This is a genomic window from Lentzea californiensis (assembly GCF_024648825.1).
In the GTDB taxonomy this organism is placed as follows: domain Bacteria; phylum Actinomycetota; class Actinomycetes; order Mycobacteriales; family Pseudonocardiaceae; genus Lentzea; species Lentzea californiensis.
Genome location: NZ_JANBBE010000002.1, coordinates 116,479 through 135,387, shown reverse-complemented (window position 1 = coordinate 135,387; position 18,909 = coordinate 116,479). Strand labels below are relative to the sequence as shown.

19 protein-coding genes are annotated in these 18,909 nt (G+C 69.4%); 2 read left to right on the top strand and 17 right to left on the bottom strand.

The window, feature by feature from the left end:
- Window positions 1–5: 5 nt before the first annotated feature.
- The 4 genes from LX88_RS11480 to LX88_RS11465 form a co-directional block, all read right to left on the bottom strand.
- Window positions 6–245 carry an RNA-binding protein gene (locus tag LX88_RS11480; protein ID WP_090066400.1) on the bottom strand — a complete coding sequence of 80 codons (240 nt, stop codon included), beginning with the start codon at window positions 243–245 and terminating at the stop codon, window positions 6–8.
- Complete coding sequence (gene rpsP, locus LX88_RS11475) at window positions 242–685, bottom strand: 30S ribosomal protein S16 (RefSeq protein WP_258947774.1); 444 nt, start codon at window positions 683–685, stop codon at window positions 242–244. Before rpsP ends, LX88_RS11480 begins: the two co-directional genes overlap by 4 nt.
- 123 nt (window positions 686–808) lie before the next feature.
- On the bottom strand, window positions 809–1,540 hold the full coding sequence (locus tag LX88_RS11470) for a LamB/YcsF family protein (protein ID WP_258947773.1): 732 nt from the start codon (window positions 1,538–1,540) through the stop codon (window positions 809–811).
- Window positions 1,540–2,382, bottom strand: a complete 843-nt coding sequence (locus LX88_RS11465) for a CPBP family glutamic-type intramembrane protease (protein ID WP_258947772.1) — start codon at window positions 2,380–2,382, stop codon at window positions 1,540–1,542. The genes LX88_RS11470 and LX88_RS11465 overlap by 1 nt, the downstream gene beginning before the upstream one ends.
- A 259-nt stretch (window positions 2,383–2,641) precedes the next feature.
- Here LX88_RS11465 and LX88_RS11460 point away from each other — a divergent pair, with 259 nt between their 5' ends.
- The gene (locus LX88_RS11460) at window positions 2,642–2,980 is read left to right on the top strand and encodes an HIT domain-containing protein (RefSeq protein WP_258947771.1); all 339 of its coding nucleotides are present in this window, start codon (window positions 2,642–2,644) and stop codon (window positions 2,978–2,980) included.
- On the opposite strand, the gene LX88_RS11455 is transcribed toward LX88_RS11460, so the two are convergent.
- Window positions 2,981–3,856: an RNA polymerase sigma-70 factor gene (locus tag LX88_RS11455; protein WP_258947770.1), complete on the bottom strand. Its 876-nt coding sequence runs from the start codon at window positions 3,854–3,856 to the stop codon at window positions 2,981–2,983. It abuts the gene before it with no gap.
- A 114-nt stretch (window positions 3,857–3,970) separates the two neighbouring features.
- On the opposite strand from LX88_RS11455, the gene LX88_RS11450 reads away from it, so the two are divergent.
- Window positions 3,971–4,450, top strand: a complete 480-nt coding sequence (locus LX88_RS11450) for a carboxymuconolactone decarboxylase family protein (RefSeq protein WP_258947769.1) — start codon at window positions 3,971–3,973, stop codon at window positions 4,448–4,450.
- On the opposite strand, the gene LX88_RS11445 is transcribed toward LX88_RS11450, so the two are convergent.
- The 12 genes from LX88_RS11445 to LX88_RS11390 all read right to left on the bottom strand — a co-directional run bounded on the left by LX88_RS11445 (window position 4,447) and on the right by LX88_RS11390 (window position 18,873).
- Window positions 4,447–5,502 carry an amidohydrolase family protein gene (locus LX88_RS11445; protein WP_258947768.1) on the bottom strand — a complete coding sequence of 352 codons (1,056 nt, stop codon included), beginning with the start codon at window positions 5,500–5,502 and terminating at the stop codon, window positions 4,447–4,449. The two genes, LX88_RS11450 and LX88_RS11445, sit on opposite strands and share 4 nt — an antisense overlap.
- Window positions 5,503–5,504: 2 nt before the next feature.
- Window positions 5,505–7,070 carry a signal recognition particle protein gene (gene ffh / locus LX88_RS11440; RefSeq protein ID WP_258947767.1) on the bottom strand — a complete coding sequence of 522 codons (1,566 nt, stop codon included), beginning with the start codon at window positions 7,068–7,070 and terminating at the stop codon, window positions 5,505–5,507.
- A gap of 26 nt (window positions 7,071–7,096) precedes the next feature.
- Window positions 7,097–7,711 carry an HAD family hydrolase gene (locus LX88_RS11435; protein ID WP_258947766.1) on the bottom strand — a complete coding sequence of 205 codons (615 nt, stop codon included), beginning with the start codon at window positions 7,709–7,711 and terminating at the stop codon, window positions 7,097–7,099.
- Window positions 7,708–8,268 carry an AAA family ATPase gene (locus tag LX88_RS11430; protein WP_258947765.1) on the bottom strand — a complete coding sequence of 187 codons (561 nt, stop codon included), beginning with the start codon at window positions 8,266–8,268 and terminating at the stop codon, window positions 7,708–7,710. The genes LX88_RS11435 and LX88_RS11430 overlap by 4 nt, the downstream gene beginning before the upstream one ends.
- Before the next feature lie 68 nt (window positions 8,269–8,336).
- The gene (locus LX88_RS11425) at window positions 8,337–9,347 is read right to left on the bottom strand and encodes a hypothetical protein (RefSeq protein WP_258947764.1); all 1,011 of its coding nucleotides are present in this window, start codon (window positions 9,345–9,347) and stop codon (window positions 8,337–8,339) included.
- 277 nt (window positions 9,348–9,624) lie between these two features.
- Window positions 9,625–11,949 (bottom strand): [protein-PII] uridylyltransferase, encoded by a 2,325-nt coding sequence (locus LX88_RS11420; protein WP_258947763.1) that lies wholly within the window; start codon window positions 11,947–11,949, stop codon window positions 9,625–9,627.
- A gap of 18 nt (window positions 11,950–11,967) precedes the next feature.
- The gene (locus LX88_RS11415) at window positions 11,968–12,306 is read right to left on the bottom strand and encodes a P-II family nitrogen regulator (RefSeq protein ID WP_089917583.1); all 339 of its coding nucleotides are present in this window, start codon (window positions 12,304–12,306) and stop codon (window positions 11,968–11,970) included.
- Window positions 12,303–13,646, bottom strand: a complete 1,344-nt coding sequence (locus tag LX88_RS11410) for an ammonium transporter (protein WP_258947762.1) — start codon at window positions 13,644–13,646, stop codon at window positions 12,303–12,305. The genes LX88_RS11415 and LX88_RS11410 overlap by 4 nt, the downstream gene beginning before the upstream one ends.
- Window positions 13,647–13,926: 280 nt before the next feature.
- A complete protein-coding gene (locus tag LX88_RS11405; RefSeq protein WP_258947761.1) occupies window positions 13,927–15,462 on the bottom strand; it encodes an alpha/beta hydrolase in 1,536 nt (511 codons plus the stop codon).
- Window positions 15,463–15,575: 113 nt separating this feature from the next.
- On the bottom strand, window positions 15,576–16,568 hold the full coding sequence (gene alc, locus LX88_RS11400) for an allantoicase (RefSeq protein ID WP_258947760.1): 993 nt from the start codon (window positions 16,566–16,568) through the stop codon (window positions 15,576–15,578).
- Window positions 16,565–17,854, bottom strand: coding sequence for an allantoinase AllB (allB, locus tag LX88_RS11395; RefSeq protein ID WP_258947759.1), 1,290 nt, complete (start codon window positions 17,852–17,854; stop codon window positions 16,565–16,567). The genes alc and allB overlap by 4 nt, the downstream gene beginning before the upstream one ends.
- Window positions 17,855–17,859: 5 nt before the next feature.
- Entirely contained in the window at window positions 17,860–18,873 is a 1,014-nt protein-coding gene (locus LX88_RS11390) for a glycerate kinase (RefSeq protein WP_258947758.1), read from the bottom strand.
- Between the last annotated feature and the right edge of the window lie 36 nt (window positions 18,874–18,909).

Below are 18,909 nucleotides of genomic sequence, written 5' to 3'. Positions count from 1 at the left end.
TTCGTTCAGCGGTCGGTGTCGACGACGTCGACCCGCACACCACGACCGCCGATACCGGCCATCACGGTGCGCAGAGCCGTCGCGGTGCGACCGCCACGGCCGATCACCTTGCCGAGGTCGTCCGGGTGGACATGGACCTCGAGGGTGCGGCCGCGGCGGGTCGTGACGAGGTTCACCCGGACTTCTTCCGGGTGGTCGACGATGCCGCGAACGAGGTGTTCGAGGGCGTCAGCCAACAAACTCACGCCTCGTCCTTGGGCGCCTCGGCCTCGGCCTTGGGCGCGTCGTCGGTCTTCTTGGCCTTCTTCGCCTTCGGCGTGGTGGCCTCGGTCATCGGCTCCGAGTTCGCGGCGGCGAGCGCGGCGGCGAACAGCTCGGCCTTCGGAGTCTTCGGCTCCTTGACCTTCAGCGTGCCCTCGGCGCCCGGCAGGCCCTTGAACTTCTGCCAGTCACCGGTGATCTCGAGGATCCGCTGGACCGACTCGGTCGGCTGCGCGCCGACACCCAGCCAGTACTGCGCACGCTCGGAGTCGACCGCGATGAACGACGGCTCGTCCTTCGGGTGGTACTTGCCGATCGTCTCGATGGCCTTGCCGTCGCGACGGGTGCGCGCGTCGGCGACCACGATGCGGTAGTACGGCTGGCGGATCTTGCCGAGACGCTGAAGCTTGATCTTGACGGCCATTGGCCTGGTACTCCTCGAGCTCTGTGTTGGTGGTTCGCACAGTCGCGGCCCGGGCAGAGGGGCCGACCACGACGGACAGCGGGCAATTGTGCCAGATGGGGACCGGCGGATCCGAATCGGGTCCTACGCGAACGGTGTCACGGCGCCGAGCGCTTCCTTCACCGCACGCGCGTGCGCGACCGCTCCCGGCGTGTCGCCGTGCACGCACAACGACTCCGCCTGCGTCTTGATGACGGTGCCGTCGACCGCGACGAGTTCGCCCTGGAGCAGCCGGGTGGCCCGTTCGACGATCTGCGCGGTGTCGGTGAGCAGGGCGTCCGGCCTGCTGCGCGGGACCAGCGTGCCCTCCGGCGTGTAGCCGCGGTCGGCGAACGCCTCCTGAACGGGCCGCAAGCCCGCTCGCGAGGCCTTCTCCAGCAACTGGGAGCCGGGCAGGCCGAGGATCGGCAGGTCCTTGAACGCCTTGGTGCCGTTCACGACCGCCTCGGCCTGCTTCTCGTGGTGCACCGTGGCGTTGTAGAGCGCGCCGTGCGGCTTCACGTACACGACCTCGGTGCCTGCTGCTCGTGCGCACGCGTCGAGCGCACCGATTTGGTAGAGCACCTCGTCCGCGAGTTCGACCGGGTCTGCGTCGATGAACCGCCGGCCGAACCCGGCCAGGTCGCGGTAGCTCACCTGGGCGCCGATCTTCACGCCGTTCTTCGCGGCTTCCTCGCAGACCTTGCGCATCGTGGACGGATCACCGGCGTGGAAGCCGCACGCGACGTTCGCGCTGGTGATGACGCCCAGCAGCGCGGTGTCGTCGCCGAGCTTCCAGATGCCGAAGCCCTCACCGAGGTCGCTGTTCAGGTCCATCAGATGACACCGGCCGACAGGAGCAGGAGCGACAGTCCCGGCAGGAAGTTGTTCAGCACGTGCGCCACCATGCTCGCCCCGAGGCTGCGAGTGACCAGGCGGGCGACGCCGATGGGGATGGCGATCACGAGGAGCAGCCACGTGCGCTGCGGTTCGAGGTGGCTGAGCGCGAAGATCACCGTGGTCAGCACGAACGCGGCCAACCTGCTCCAGCCCTGCCGCAGGACCGCGCCCCAGAGCAGCCCGCGGAAGATGATCTCCTCGCAGATCGGGCCGATGAAGCTCATGTAGAGGAACATCGTGATGGCGGCGGACAGCGGCAGGTTCGCGTTGCTGAAGAGCTCGCCGATGGCGCTCGTGGCGTTGTCCTTGCCGACGATCTTCGCCCACACGGTGGCGGCGACGTAGGTGAAGACCAGGCCGACGACGCCGATCTTGAGACCGAAGACCACGTCCGACTTGGTCAAGCTCAGCCGCAGGTCGATGACGGGACCGTTGCCGCGCACGTACGTGATCACGACGGCGAGCGAGGCCGCGAGCATGATCGGCACCAGCGAGCCGACCAGCACGAGCGTGGTCGAGCTCTCGAGCGTCGCGCCGTAGCTCGCGCCCACGGCCGTGATGAACACGGCACTCAGGATGAAGACTGCTTCCACCAGCAGGAACGCGCCGAATCCCCATCGCTGGCCAACCCGTTCGGGCTCGGGGTTGCGGTTGAAGTCCCGCACGCTCTCGATCGTGTTGCGGCTGATTTCCCGCACTGTCTCGAACGCGTCGCGGGGGATGTCGCGCACTCTTTCCTTGAAACCGCGCCTCGGCTTCAGGGATTCCGGCTCACTCACGCTCTGCAATTTAGTCACACCGCGGCTACCAGCGGTGGAACAGCAGGCAATGCCACTCTCATGATCAGCCCACCTCGCGATCGACGCCGGCCCAGAAGCCGAGGCTACTGTGCGGCACCGGCGAAACCCGATCGAGCACCTGGTCAAAAAATGGTCAGATCGGGTCCCTGCCGGGTGTCCTGCTCCTGGTGGTTGGATCGGCGCGCGAAGGCTGGGACTAAACCCCCGAGGCCAAGGGCCGCGCGGCTAACGTCGAGGCATGGGGCCGGACTGGTACTGCGACGACGTCATCCCTGGCAACGTGCGGGTCGAGGTGCTCGCCCGCACCGCGAACACGCTCACCTTCCGTCCGCCGATCCCCGGTTTCGGCACCGACCACGTGATCGTGATCCCCACCCGGCACGTGTCCTCGCTGCTGGAACTGGACGACGAACTGGCCGTCGAGTTGCTGGCCGCGGTGAAGCAGGCGGCGGCGCAGGTCGTGGCGCTGCACGGCGGCTGCCAGGTGCTCACCACGGTCGGCGACGAGCAGCACAACAAGCACCTGCACTGGCACGTCGCGGCCGGCGCGGGGGTGGCGCGGTTCGTCGCCCGCTGATCAACGGCGCAGGGTCGTCTCCTCGGTCATGTGCGAGAGCTTGGCCGGGTTGCGCACCGCGTAGAGGCCGCTGATCAGCCCGTTCTCCACCCGCACCGCGACCACCGTGTCGAGTTCGCCGCCGAACCGCACGATCAACGCCGGGCAGCCGTTGACCTGGGCCGGTTCCATCGTCCAGCCGCTCACCTTCAGCAGGCCGCCGAGCAGCATGCGCGCGACCTTCGAGGAACCCACGACGGGGCGCGGGACGGCCTGCTTCACGCCGCCGCCGTCGCCGAGGAACACGACGTCCGGCGCGAGCAGGTCGAGCAGGGCCTGGAGGTCTCCCGTCTCGGTGGCGCGCTGGAACGCGGCCAGGGCCTCGCGGGACGCTGCCTGCGTCACGACCTCGCGCGGGCGGCGAGCGGCGACGTGGGAACGGGCGCGGTGCGCGATCTGGCGGACGGCGGCCTGGTTCTTGTCGAGCGCTGCCGCGATCTCGCCGTAGTCCACGTCGAAGACCTCGCGCAGGACGAAGACCGCCCGTTCGGTCGGGGTGAGGGTTTCGAGGACCAGCATCATCGCCATCGAGACGCTGTCGGCGAGTTCGACGTCGTCGGCGACGTCCGGGGCGGTGAGCATCGGTTCCGGAAGCCAGGAGCCGACGTAGGACTCCTTGCGGCGGCCCAGGGTGCGCAGGCGGCCGAGGGCCTGGCGGGTGACGATCCGGACCAGGTAGGCGCGGTGGTTCTCGACGGTGCCGTGGTCGACGCCCGACCAGCGCAGCCACGTCTCCTGCAGCACGTCCTCCGCGTCGGCGGCGGAGCCGAGCATCTCGTAGGCGATCGTGAAGAGGAGGTTGCGGTGGCTGACGAACGCGTCGGTGGCGGCATCCATGGTCACAAGACACCAGCCCACCGGGCTTTGTGACAGTGGGCTGGATCACAGTCACACGGAACGGGTCGCCGGCATCACGTGGTCGTCAAGCAAGTCCACGAGGGAGGAAAGATCATGGAACCGCGTTTCAACCTCTTCGGCACCGAGACCGGCGGCAAGATCGCGAAGCGGTTCGCGGGTCTCGGGCAGGCCGTGCACCAGACGTCGCTGCCCGCGACCACGGCGGAACTGGTCAGCCTGCGGGCGAGCCAGCTGAACGGCTGCGGCTTCTGCCTCGACATGCACGTCAAGGAGGCCATCGCGGCCGGTGAGGACCCGCTGCGGCTGCACCTGGTCGCCGGCTGGCGCGAGACCACGGTGTTCACCGAGGCCGAGCAGGCCGCGCTGGCGTTCACCGAGGAGGGCACAGTGCTCACGCGGGAGGGCGTGAGCGACGAGACCTGGGACAACGTGCGGAAGCACTTCGACGACGAGCAGGTCGCGGCGCTGGTCTGCCTGCTCGGGCTGATCAACGCCGCCAACCGGATGGCCGTCATCACGCGCCAGAAGGGCGGCTCGTACCAGGTGGGCGCGCTGGCCCAGCTCCAGGACTAGTGGATGCGGCCCCGGAGCATGACCATGCGTGGCGACCGGAGGGTCTCCAGGTTCTCCCGCGGGTCCTCGTCGTAGACGACGATGTCCGCGGCCGCGCCCTCGGTCAGCGACGGGAAGCCGAGCCACTCGCGGGCACCCCACGACGCGGCGCCGATGGCGTCCACAGCGCTCATCCCCACGCCGTGCAGCGCGACGATCTCGTCGACGATGCGGCCGTGCTGGATGCCACCGCCCGCGTCGGTGCCCGCGTAGACGGGGACGCCCGCCTCGATCGCGGACGCCACCGTGGTGGAGACGCGGGCGTGCAGCTCACGCATGTGGTTCGCGTACTTCGGGTACTTGCCGGCCCTGTCCGCGATGCCGGGGAACGTCTCGATGTTGATCAGCGTGGGCACCAGCGCGGTGCCGCGCGCGGCCATCAGCGAGATCGTGTCGCCGGTCAGGCCGGTGCCGTGCTCGATGCAGTCGATGCCCGCGTTGATGAGGCCCGGCAGCGCGTCCTCGCCGAAGACGTGAGCCGTGACCTTCGCACCGGCGTCGTGGGCGACCTTGATGGCCTGGGCCAGTTCGTCGTCCGTCCACAGTGGAGCCAGGTCGCCCTCGCCGCGGTCGATCCAGTCGCCGACGAGCTTGACCCAGCCGTCGCCGTACGCGGCCTGTTCGGCCACGGCCGTCGCGAGGTCGGTCTCGACCTCCACGCCGATGTGCGGGAGGTAGCGCTTCGGACGGGCGATGTGCCTGCCCGCGCGGATGATCCGCGGCAGGTCCAGGCGCTCCTGCAACGGCGTCGTGTCGATCGGTGAGCCGCAGTCGCGGATCAGCAACGTGCCCGCGTCTCGGTCCGTCAGAGCCTGCTCGACGGCCTCGGGCAGCTCGACGCCGCCCTGCGGGCCCAGGCCGACGTGGCAGTGCGCGTCGACCAGGCCCGGCACGAGGAACCCGCCGTCGACGACGGTCTCCGCACCGGGCACCGGCTTGGTGCGAACACGGCCGTTCACGACCCACAGGTCTCGCGGCTCACCGTCCGGCAGGACGACGCCACGCAGGTGCATGGTCACTTCTTCTTGTCGTCCCCGTCGAACTTGAACTTCGACGGGTCGAAGCCGGGCGGGAGCTCGTTCAGGCCGCCGAGGTTCGGCAGACCGCCGCCGGGAGGCATGCCGGGGATCCCACCGGGGGGCATGCCGGGCATGCCGCCGGGGAACATCCCGGGCGGGAAGCCGCCCTTGACCTTGGGGGGCGTCGGGCCGCGTCCGCCCTTGCCCTTCTTCCCCTTCTTGCCCTTGCGGGTCTTGCTGCCGCCACCGCCGCCGAAGCCCATCCGGCCGGCCATCGACGCCATCATCTTGCGGGCCTCGAAGAAGCGGTTGACCAGGTCGTTGACGTCGCTGACCTTGACGCCCGACCCGTTCGCGATGCGCAGCCGGCGGGACCCGTTGATCATCTTGGGGTCGTCGCGCTCGGCCGGGGTCATGCCGCGGATGATCGCCTGGATGCGGTCGAGGTGCTTCTCGTCCAGCATCCCGAGCTGGTCCTTCATCTGCCCGGCGCCGGGCAGCATGCCGAGCAGGTTCGCGATCGGGCCCATCTTGCGGATCGCGAGCATCTGCTCCAGGAAGTCCTCGAGCGTCAACTGGCCGGAGTGCAGCTTCGCCGCGGCCTTCTCGGCCTGGTCCTGGTCGAAGTGCTGCTCGGCCTGCTCGATCAGGGTGAGGACGTCACCCATGCCGAGGATGCGCGACGCCATCCGGTCCGGGTGGAAGACGTCGAAGTCCTCGAGCTTCTCACCGTTGGACGCGAAGAGGATCGGCTGGCCGGTGACCTCGCGGACCGACAGCGCGGCACCACCGCGGGCGTCGCCGTCGAGCTTGGTGAGCACGACACCGGTGAAGCCGACGCCGTCGCGGAACGCCGTGGCGGTGTTGATCGCGTCCTGACCGACCATGGCGTCGACCACGAACAGGATCTCGTCGGGGTCGACGGCGGCCCGGATGTCGATGGCCTGCTGCATCATCTCCTCGTCGACGCCGAGCCGGCCGGCCGTGTCGACGAGGACGATGTCGTGCTGCTTGGCCTTGGCCTCCGCGATGCCGAGGCGCGAGACCTCGACGGGGTCGCCGACGCCGTTGCCGGGCTCGGGAGCGAAGACGGGCACGCCCGCGCGCTCACCGACGACCTGGAGCTGCGTCACCGCGTTCGGGCGCTGCAGGTCGGCGGCGACGAGCAGCGGGGTGTGGCCCTGGCCCTTGAGCCATTTGGCCAGCTTGCCCGCGAGCGTCGTCTTACCGGCACCCTGCAGACCCGCCAGCATGATCACCGAGGGCGGGTTCTTCGCGAGGTTGAGCCGTCGCGTCTCGCCACCGAGGACGTTGACGAGCTCCTCGTTGACGATCTTCACGACCTGCTGCGCCGGGTTCAGCGCCTGGTGGACCTCGGCGCCCTTGGCGCGCTCCTTCACCTTCGCGATGAAGTTGCGCACAACGGGCAGCGCGACGTCGGCCTCGAGCAGGGCGACCCTGATCTCGCGGGCGGTCGCGTCGATGTCGGCGTCGCTGAGCCGGCCCTTGCCGCGAAGGCCCTGGAGAACCGTGGTCAGCCGGTCGGAAAGCGTGGAGAACACGTCGTCCAGACTAGCTAACCGAACGTTCACCCGATCCCGTGGCTCGCCAGGGCCTGCAGGAGGACCGGTTCGCGGCGGCCGACCGGAGCAGTGGAGATCTGCGCGAACCGCAGCCCCGCCGCCACCGCTGCTCCATCCGCCACCGGGTCGTCGCCGACGTACAGGCACTCGGACGGCTCGACGTCCAGGCGGACGCAGGCGGCTTCGAACGCGCGGGCGGACGGCTTCGAGACGCCCAGTTCGTAGGACAACGCGAAGGCGTCCACGGACAGCTGCTCACGCGCGAACACCCGCCGGATGTCCCACGAGATGTTGCTCAGCACCCCGACCTTCAACGGCCGCGCGGCCTCCAGCGCGGCGGCGGTGTCGGCGTAGGGCAGCCAGAACGCCGGGTTGTGCAGTCGCTGGAACAGCTCGTCGTCGAAACTCAGCCCCGCGAGGCGGAACAGGATCCAGTGGGCCGACCGGTTCGCCAGCGCGGTCAGGTCGCGGGCGTCCCACACCGCGCGCTCGGCGGCGTTCATCCGCGCCACGAACGGCGCCGGCGCACGCAGCACCGAGAGGTGCCGCGGCGAGAGCCATTGGTAGGTCGGGCGCCCGAAGAGGGTGCCTGCGAAGTCGAAGAGGACGGCCTTGATCACGACACCATGATGCGCAGACCACCCGAGGTCTTCGCACGGGTGAGGAGCGTCACGCTGCGGAAACCGAACGGCACCCAGCCCGCCTCGAACTGCGCGCGCATCGACGAGCCGCGGCGGACGTGCCGTTCGAACGCGTGGGTGCGCACGACGCGCTTGCGGGCGATCTGGCCGTCGAGGGCCTGGGCCGCTGAGGCGTCCAGCCACAGGAAGTGACGGGAACGCCCCGACAACACGCCGGCGAGCACCAGCATGGAACGCGTGCCAGGCCGGGTGGACGGCTCGTGCACCACCAGCAGGCCCGCGCAGAACAGTGCCGCCCAGAAGACGCGCATCCGGTGTGTGAGGTGCACGAACACGCGCCAGTACTTGTACGGGAGCGGGACTCGCGGCTCCAGCCACGAGCGCACCTGGTCGGAGTCGAGCACGGTGACCGGCTCGTCCGCGTCGAGGCGGTTGAGCAGGGTCGTCTTGCCCGCGCCGGGAATGCCGGCGAGGACTACGAGCGAGCGCGGCTGCACTCGGACGACTGCGATCTGCGTGTTCAACACGGCGGTCATGTCCTAGAAGACGTTTCGACCATCCCTCTCGTTCAGTTTGGTCCGATTTCCGCCGAAATGCACGGGGGCTAGCGCCAGACGACGGCGCGGTAGGTGCCGTTGGCGAACGTCGCCACGCCGATGACCTGCCCGACCTCGCTCAACCCCGTCACGGAGTGACGTGCGGCACCAGGCAACGACGGCAGCACCGTTCGCGTGCCGCCCGTGTTCCAGGTGGCGGCCGAAGTACCGACCGTGCCCGCGACGACGCCGGAGTTGTTCACGTCGGCCGCGCTCGACGGTGCTGGGGCCAGCGCCTCGACGCCGCCGGCGAAGACGTCCCACCGGGTCGCCTGCGACGAGAGTTCCCCGACCGCGTAGCCGTTGTCGTTGATGTCGGACGGCTGGGCGGCAGCGCCCGACTGGGTCTTGCCACTGCGCAGCCACAGCACGCCGCCGGTGCTCGCGGTGCCGACCGCGTCGCCGAGCTGGTTGGCTCCGGCGAACGTGCCCGCGTCCAGCACCGTCCGCACGCCCGAAGCGTTCCACCGGACCACGTCCCCGCCGGTCTTCCCGACCACCCAGTTGCCGTTGGTGACGTGGAGTCCGCTGCCCGCGCCGAGAAGCGTCACCTCGCCGAACGAGGTCCACAGCACGGCCTGGCTCACGCCGTTGATCGTCGCGGCACCCGTGACGGTGCCCGAGTCGTTGACGTCGTACGCGACGGAACTCGTCGCGCCCGCCACCGTGAGCTGCACGAGTGAACCGGAGGGCAGCCACTTCGCGGCCTGCGCCTGACCGGCCGCGTTCACCGCGTAACCGACGACGACGTTGTCACGGTTGATGGCCGCCGCCCACGAGTCGAACCCGAGGTCGGCGAGCTTCTTGATGCCGTCCCACCGGTCCCACCGCACGGCGTGCTGCGCGGTGCCGGCTCCGTGGGAGACACCGGCGATCGTGCCGGAGTCGTTGATGTCGGCCGCGGTGCTCCGCAGATCTCCCGGCAACGTGCCCAGGTCCTCCACGGCAAGTGGAGCAGCGTGTGCGGTGGCGGGAACGACCAGGGCCGCCACGACGGCGGCCACCACTGCGATTCTCAACGTTCTTCCTCCCCAGTCAGAACAACGAGAACTCGACCATGCCCAGGCCGGACGGAGGTTGTCCAGGAACCTGTCTCGTTGTCAGACAAGGGAATCGGCGGTGGTGCGAGTGCCCGGTACCTCCCCCGGCGCCGTCACTGCGCACCACCGCCTCTGCCAGTCCGGGAAGCGGTCCACCCCTCGAGGACGCTTTCCGGACACCACGAACACTGCCTTGTTCCGGAACCGTGCAGGAGCGTGAGCACCCGGAGAGGTTGTGCGTAGAGCTACTCAACCTCTACCTGGCCGCGTCGAGCACCGCCCGTTCGATCCGGCGCCGGTCGAGGTCCGCGCCCGCGATGCTGAACGAGTCGACGACCGTCGCGCCCAGCGTGGACACGCGCGCCCACTGCACGTCGGCGCCGCACTGCTCCAGCGCGCCCGCCACGTGGTGCAGCAGCCCGATCCGGTCGGCGGCGCGCAGTTCCAGCACCACCGCGCCGGTCGCCTCGTCGTCGAACCACAGCACCTTCGCGGGCGGCGGGTCGAGCGGCGGGCCACCGTAGTCGCGTTCCTTCGCGGTGAGCTTGTCGGCCAGCGACAGCGAACCGTCGATCGCCCGGGAGAGCTGTTCGCGCAGCAGGGTGGCGTCGGGCAGCGAGCCGAACCGCGGCGACACCGTGAACGCGTCCACCGTCGCGCCGCCGTGTGCGCGCAACGTCGCCGCGTGGACCTCCAGCGAGTTCAACGCGAGCACACCCGCGGCCTTGGACAGCAGGCCCGGGCGGTCCGGAGCGATCACCGTGACGACCGCCACGTGGTCCTGCTTCTCCAGCAGCACGTCCGGCTTTCCCGACGCCGCAACGCGTTCCGCCATCGCGACGTGCACGGGGTCGAGCGGTTCCGGCTTGGGCAGCGCCTCCCCGGCCATGGCCTTGCGGCAACGGGAGACCAGGTCGGCCATCAGCGCGGCCTTCCAGTCCGTCCACACGCCCGGCCCGGTCGCGATGGAGTCCGACTCCGCCAGCGCGTGCAGCAGTTCCAGCAGGATCGCGTCGCCGCCGAGCGTTTCCACCACCCGGTGCACGGTCGCCTCGTCCTCGACGTCACGGCGGGTCGCGGTGTGCGGCAGCAACAGGTGGTGCCGCACCATCGCCGACAACGTCTCGACGTCCTGCGGCCACAGCCCGATGCGCTCCCCGATCTGGGTCGCCAGCGCGGCCCCGACCTCGGAGTGGTCCTGCTGCCGGCCCTTGCCGATGTCGTGGATCAGCGCGCCCAGCAGCAACAGGTCGGGCCGCGCCACCGTCGTCGCCAGCCGGGCCGCGTGCGCGACCGTCTGCACGAGGTGCCGGTCGACCGTCCACATGTGCGCGGCGTCGCGCGGCGGCAGGTCCCGCACCGCACCCCACTCGGGGAACAGCCGGCCCCACAGGTCCGTGCGGTCCAGCGCTTCCACGACGTCCACGAGTCCGCTTCCGCTGCCCAGCAACGCCAGCAGCTCCTCGCGGGCCTCGCGCGGCCACGGCTGGCGCAGCTCCGGCGCCGAGTCCGCGAGCCGGGACAACGTGCCTGTCGCGATCGGGTGCTTGCTGCGAGCCGCCGCCGTCGCGACACGCAACAACAACGCCGGATCACGGCTGGGGATCGCGTCACGGGCGAGCGAGACCTCAGAACCGTGCAGCACAACGCCTTCGTCCAACGGCCTGCGCGGCGGTTGCCCGCGGAGGAACGCCCCGAGCCCGCGTTTCGGCGCGGCGGCGCGAGCGGCCCGCATGGCCACGTCGAACGCGTAGACGACCGTGCGTGCGGCGGAAGAAAGGGAACGGGCCAAGGCGAACCGGTCCGCCAGCCCCAGTGCCGACGCCACCTCGTCACCGTCCTGCGCCCGCAGCACGTCACGAGGTTTCCGCGCCACCCGGCGGAGTTCGGTGCGCACGTCCAGCAGCAACCGGCGCGCCTCGTCGACCTCGGCGGACGGCCGGTCGACCAGTTGCGCGAGCGACAGCGCGTCCAGGAGCGTGAGGTCCCGCAGTCCCCCGCGGCCGTGCTTCAGGTCGGGTTCGACGCGGTGTGCGATCTCGCCGCCGCGCGCCCAGCGCTTCTGCGACGACTCGGCCATCTCGTCCAGCCGGTTGCGGACGTTGCCGCGCCACGCCTGCTTCGCGCCTTCGGCGAGCTTCTGGGTGACCTCGGGATCACCCGCGACGTGCCGGATGTCCAGCAGCCCCAACGCTGTTCTCAGGTCACCGGCGGCGACCCTCAGAGCTTCCCCCACCGTTCGCACCGAGTGGTCGAGCCCGATGCCGGAGTTCCACAGTGGATACCAGAGCTTCTCGGCGATCTCGTCGACGTTCTTGACGCCGTTGTGCACCAGGACCAGATCGAGGTCGGAGTAGGGCACGAGCTCACGCCGCCCCAGCCCGCCGACCGCCACGAGCGCGATACCCGGTCCGGATACCCCCGCTCCCCCCGCATGTTTGGTCAGCCAGAACTCGTGCAGGTCCACGAGTGCCTCGCGCAGCGGTTCGGCGGCCAAGCGACGACGACCTGGCACGAGCAGCCTTTCGCGTGCTCGCACCAGGTCGTCAGCCGTGACGACGGCCGTTTCGTTGTTCTCCACGGGCCGTCTCCTAGATTATTAGAGTGCGTCCGATCCACGTTCGCCCGTGCGCACGCGCACGACCGTGTCGACCGAAGTCACCCACACCTTGCCGTCGCCGATCTTGCCGGTGCGGGCGGCCTCGACCACCGCTTCCAGCACCTTCTCGACGGCCGTGTCGTCGATGACGACCTCAATCTTGATCTTGGGCACGAAGTCCACCGAGTACTCCGCACCGCGGTAGACCTCGGTGTGGCCCTTCTGGCGCCCGTAGCCCTGCACTTCACTGACCGTCATGCCCAGCACCCCGAGCTGTTCCAGGGCGCCCTTCACGTCGTCGAGCGTGAACGGCTTGATGATCGCGGTGACCAGCTTCATTTCTTGTTGCTCCCCTCGAGGACCGCGGTCGCGCCCGCGGCCACGCTCGGCTTGCCGGTACCACGCGCACTGGTGAGGCTGCCGTACTCGTAGGCGCGCTCAGCGTGCTCGGCCTCGTCGATGCTCGCGACCTCGGACTCCTCCGACGCGCGGAACCCGACGGTGAACTTCACCAGGTAACCGAGCGCGAGGCTCAGCACGAACGAGTACCCGAGCACCGCGAACGCACCGACTGCCTGGCGCCAGAGCTGGTCGACGCCGCCGCCGTAGAACAGGCCGTTGACCTTGGCCGGGGCCGACTCGCTGGCGAACAGGCCGATCAGGATCGTGCCGGACAGACCACCGACGAGGTGGACGCCGACGACGTCGAGCGAGTCGTCGAAGCCGAAGCGGTACTTGAGCGACACGGCCAGGGCGCAGAGGACACCGGTGATCGCGCCGATCGCGATGGCGCCGACCGGGGTGACCGCGGAACAGGCCGGGGTGATCGCGACCAGGCCGGCGATGACACCCGACGCGGCACCGAGCGTGGTGGCCTTGCCGTCGCGGATGCGCTCGGTCAGCAGCCAGCCGAGCATCGCGGCGCAGGTGGCCACGAGGGTGTTGATGAAGGTGACACCGGCGGTGCCGTTCGCGCCCAGGGCCGAACCGGCGTTGAACCCGAACCAGCCGAACCACAGCAGACCGGCGCCGAGCACGACCAGCGGCAGGCTGTGCGGCTTCATCGGCTCCTTGGGCCAGCCGACGCGCTTGCCGAGCACGATCGCGAGGGCCAGACCCGCGGCACCGGCGTTGATGTGCACGGCCGTACCACCGGCGAAGTCGATCGCGAGGAGCTTGTTGGCGATCCAGCCACCGGGGTCGACGACGTTGCCGGCCTCGTCCTTGCCGTCGAAGTCGAACACCCAGTGCGCGACCGGGAAGTAGACGATCGTCGCCCACAGGCCGGCGAACAGCAGCCACGGGCCGAAGCGGGCGCGGTCGGCGATCGCACCGGAGATCAGCGCGACCGTGATGATCGCGAACATCGCCTGGAACGCGACGAACACGGTGCTCGGGATCTTGCCGAACAGCGAGTCGGCGGCCAGCAGCCCGTCGAGGCCGAAGAACTCGAACGGCTTGCCCAGCAGGCCTCCGCCGAGGTCCGCACCGAATGCCGTCGAGTACCCGAACAGCACCCACAGGACACCGACCACGGCCATGGCGCCCAGGCTCATCATCATCATGTTGAGCACGCTCTTCGAACGGACCATGCCTCCGTAGAAGAAGGCAAGGCCCGGCGTCATCAGCAGCACCAATGCGGCGCTGGTGAGCACCCAGGCGGTGTCCCCTGTATCCACTTCGACCTCCACTGCACGTCGGTTGCAGGGAGCATCGAGATGTCCTGTTTCACGCACTTACGTGCAACGTTTCGCGGAGGTGAACTGTGGGGCCCACGTTGTTACGTCCGCGTTTCACGCCGTTCACGGCCTCGATTCGGCCACCTCACGGCGTCGAAGTGGTCACGAGAAGTAGTCGCGGGCTCCTGCTTTCCGGGGACGCGGGACACCTCGTCGGAGATCGCTCGTGACACCGCGATGCCCCCGGCACGAACACCGGGGGCATCGCGACTGATCGGCTTTAGCGGACCGAGAACGGGCCCGCCGGGACCCGCGGCTTCGCGGACATGATCGACGCCTCGGCCGGCGGCTCGACAGCGGCACACGAGGTGCCGTTGCGCGGCAGCTTCAGCGAGACGAGGTACTCGTTGTTGATCTTCAGCGTGCACTCGCTGCGGTCGTAGACACCGTGGCCCCAGCCCTCGTAGGTCACGAAGACGGTGGTGTCACGGGACTGGCGGTGCGCGTTGACCGCCCACTCGTAGGCCGTCGCCGGGTCGTGCTTGGCGTTGGTGAGCAGGATCTTCGGCGAGTTCTTGATCTTCAGCGGGTGCTGCGGGTTCGTGGCCTTCGGGAACCCGACGCAGCCCATCATGGCGCCGTGACCGAGCGAGGAGCCGCGCGTGTTCGGCGCGATCCGGTACTCGGACTTCACCAGCGACTGGTACTCGCCCCACGAGCTGACGCGGAGGTTGTAGTCGTTGCAGAAGATGCCCGGGAACGGGTTGTCGAACGTCTCCTCGGCCGCGAACGCCGAGAAGGCCGACTTGGGCGCCTGGACACTGTCGATGATCTGCTTGACCTGCTCGGCGAACCGCTGCCAGCCCGGCCCGTAGGCCATGCTGACCACACCGCCACCGAGGTCCTCCGGCGTCATCTTGACGGCCGGGTCCCAAGGTGCGGGCACCTCACCGCGCTCCGCCTTGGCCAGCAGGTCCTTCCAGATCTTGCGGAGGTCCTGACCGTGGAACGGCGAGGTCGCCGTGCGGTCGTTCCACTTGATCCACTCGTTGAACGAGTCCTCGGCGGTGCGCGCCTCGGAGTCGAGGAACTGCTTCGTGCCGAGGCTGTGGTCCATGTTGGAGTCGATGATCATGGCGCGGATGTTGCGGCCGAACTTCTCCGCGTAGTGCTGGCCCATGATCGTGCCGTACGAGATGCCGTAGTAGTTGATCTTCTTCTCGCCCAGGGCGCGGCGGATGGCGTCGATGTCCTGCGCCACCTCGTCGGTCGAGGCGTTGTTGAAGATCGGGCCGCTCTGCTTCTCGCAGTCCGCGCGCAGTTCCTTGTTGTAGGTGACCAGCGCGTCGAACTCGGCCCTGGTCTTCGGGTAGACCGACGGCTGCCTCTGCAGCACCTCCGCCGAGCACTTGATCGGCGCACTGCGCGCGACACCACGCGGGTCGAACCCGATGACGTCGAACTTGTCGACGATCTCCTTGCTGAAGTACCTGTCGGCGCCGAAGGAGAAGTCGACGCCCGAACCACCCGGTCCACCGGGGTTGATCACCATCGCGCCGATGCGCTGGGACGGGTCGTTCGCCTTGCGGCGCGACACGGCCAGCTGGAACTTCTCACCGTTCGGCTTGGCGTAGTCGATGGGCAGTTCGAGGAAGCCGCACTCCACCGTCGGCACCTCTTCACACGGCTTCCAGTCGACCGCGCCGACGTTGAACTCCGGCTGCCCTTCCGGAGCCGCGATCGCGACCTGACTCGCACCTAGAACCAATGCAGAACTGGCGATCGCGGCGCCAAAGGCGCGCACCATCGGTTGCATGGATGTCCTCCCTAGATCCCCGATCTTGCGGGAGGAACGCTTCCACCGATCGTGTGACGCAGACAACCAACCTAGGTAGGGACACGAATCAGACCGTGGTCGTACAACCACCGTCAGTTAGTCGTTTTGGCCCACACCGCCTGAAGGTGTGATACGCCATCGCCCGTAAGGGTGCCGAGGATTCGGAGGCGTGCCATGCCTCCGTCCGGATAGATGTCGAGGCGGACGGCCGTCGCCTCGGTCGCGTCCACGACGAACCGGTGCCGTGTGTCGGGCTGCAGCCGAGTGCGCGGAAGCAGGTCGAACCACGCGTCGGGGTCCTTGCGCTCGTCGCGGCCGCGGACGGACGCCCAGCCCGGCGCGTTGCCCTTGAAGTGGCTGGTGTCGAGCTCGACGAGCTGAACCACGCCAGGGGCGGCGAGCCGGAGCGACACCCAGTCGTTGCCGTCGTCACGGCGGCGCGCGGTCTCCCAGCCCTCGCCCATGACCGTGGCCTGACCGGGGGCGATGAGGTTGTTGGGCGAGCTGTAGAACATGTTGCTGCAGCCCGTGACGACCGCGCCGTTCTCCAGCGCGGCGAGGTCGATGCCACCCACGAGCAGACGCGGGTCGGCGAGCGGTTCGCCGTGCACGCGCAACCGCGCTACACCGCCGTCGGGATCGATGGTCAGCCGTACGTGCGTGACGCGGCGTCCTTCGGTGACATCGAAGAAGTGCTTCTCGTCGCCCTTGAGCGCGGCGCGTTCGACGAGCGGGAACCACTCGGTGATCTCGTCAGCACTCGGATAACCGTCGACCTGCGCGCCCTCGACCCAGCAGAACGGCGGGTAGTTGCCCTTGAAGAACGCCGTGTCGACCACGATCCCGCGCACGACGCCGGGCATGCCGAGCCTGACCACCGCCTGGTCCACGCCGGCCTCACGACGGCGGCGCGTCTCCCAGCCGTCGTACACCTGGCCTTTGTGGCCGAAGGTGTAGGTCTGGTAGACCGGCTCGGCGGGCTTGATCAGGTTCTCCCGCTCGGCGAACAGCTCGTCGTTCGCCCACACCACACCACCACCGACCGCGCGCGAGGCGAGATCGGGCAGCCGGGTCCACTGGGTCATGCTTCTCCTCGTCTGAGCAACTTGCCTTGCGTAGTGCTGATTTCCTTGCCACGCAACCACGTCTGCCGCACAACGCCGTGCAGCGTGCGGCCGTGGTAGGGCGTGACGGGGTTGCGGTGGTAGAGCTTGTCCTTGTCCACCACGAACGTTTCGTCCGGTGCGAACACCACGAGGTCCGCGTCCCTGCCGGCCTCGATGGCACCCTTGGTCTCCAGTCCGACCTGGCGCGCCGGGTGCGCCGACATCCAGCGGACGACGTCGGTGAGGTGGAAACCGCGCTCCCGTGCACCCGTCCACACCGCCGGCAGACCGAGCTGCAACGACGCGATGCCGCCCCACGCCGTCGCGAAGTCGCCTTCCTTGAGCTCCACCGTGCTCGGCGAGTGGTCGCTGACGACCAGGTCGATCACGCCGTCGCGCAGGCCCTGCCACAACGCCTCGCGGTTCTCCGCCTCGCGGATCGGCGGGCAGCACTTGAACTCCGTCTGCCCGTCGTGGATCTCCTCGGCGGTGAACGTCAGGTAGTGCGGGCAGGTCTCGGCGGTGATCCGCAGGCTCTCGCGTTTGGCGGCTCCCAGGATCGAGAGCGCGTCCGACGACGAGAGGTGCAGGATGTGCGTGCGCGCGCCGGTCCTGCGGGTCAGCGCCACGACGTCGCTGATCGCCTTGTTCTCGGCCTCGCGCGGCCGTGAGGCCAGGAAGCCCGCGTAGTCGGGTTCGGAGTCACGAACCGTGTGCGCGTCTTCGGCGTGCACGATCGTCAACGCGTCGAGCGTGGCCAACTGCCTGAGTGCCACTTCGAGTTCGCCGGTCGTCACGGCCGGGAACTCGTCCACGCCCGAATGCAGCAGGAAGCACTTGAAGCCGAAGACGCCGGCCTCGTGCAACGGCTTCAGGTCCGCGAGGTTGCCGGGGACGATGCCGCCCCAGAACCCGACGTCCACCGACACGTTCGCCGCGGCCTTGCGCTTGATCTCCAGCGCCGCCACCTCGACCGTGGGCGGGATGCTGTTGAGCGGCATGTCGATGATCGTCGTGACGCCACCGGCCGCGGCGGCCCTCGTGGCGGTCTCGAAACCCTCCCACTCGCTGCGGCCGGGGTCGTTGACGTGCACGTGCGTGTCGACCAGGCCTGGCAGCAGCACCTCGTCGTCCGCGAGGCGCACGACGTTCGGTGAGTCGATGCGGGGCTCGACGGCGACGATCCGGCCGTCGACGACACCGACGTCGCACGCGATCTCACCCTGCGGGGTCACGACCCTGCGGGCGCGGAAGACCAGGTCCATGGCACTCACTCTGACACCCACTCGCGGGCGATGCGACCGCCGAGAACTCCCAGCAGTGAATCGGCCTGGGCCATGCACCGCGTGACGTCCGGTTCGACGTCCAGCAGCGCGTAGGCGGCCTTGAGCCCCAGGTCGCCGGGCTCGACCGAGCACTGGCCCGCCACCGCGACCACCGGCACCGCGCCCGAGGCCCTGACCACGCCGTACGGCGCCTTGCCGTGCCGGGTCTGCTCGTCCAGCGAACCCTCACCCGTGATCACCAGCGACGCGCCGGCGACGGCCTCGGCGAACCCGGCCAGCTCCAGCACGACCTCGATGCCCGGCCGGAACCGCGCGCCCAGCACCGCGAGAGCGGCGAACCCGATCCCGCCGGCCGCACCCGCGCCGGGCAGTGAGGCGTACTCCGGCCCGACGCGCCGGGCGAACTCGGCGAGCCGCGCTTCGAGGACCTCCACCTGCTCGGGGGAAGCCCCCTTCTGCGGCCCGTAGACCGCCGCCGCACCGGACGGCCCGAGCAGCGGGTTGTCCACGTCCGAGGCCAGCACCAGGTCGACGCCGGAGAACGACGCCTCGCCCAGCGCCTCCAGCATCCCCGCGCCGCCGTCCGTGCACGCGCTGCCGCCCAGCCCGAGCACGATCGTGGTGCAGCCGACGTCGAGCGCGGCTTTCAGCAGCTCACCGACGCCGTAACTGGTGGCGTCGAGCGGTGCGGGCCGTTCCAGCAACGTCAGCCCGGCCGCCGAGGCCACCTCGACCACGGCGGTCGTGCCCTTGACCGCGAACGACGCGGGCACGGGCCTGCCGACCGGCCCGGTGACCCAGCGCCCGACCTTCACGAACCCGGCGGCGACGGCGGCGGCGACGGTGCCGTCGCCGCCGTCGGCCACCGGGAGGAGGCGCACGTCCACGTCCGGGACCGCCTCCCGCAGGCCGCGCGCGACGGCGGCGGCGACCTGCGGGGCGGTGAGCGATCCCTTGAACTTGTCCGGCGCAACGACCACGACGCTCTTTTCAGGCACGCGGGGCCCCTGCGTGCGCTCCAAGCGCACGAAAGC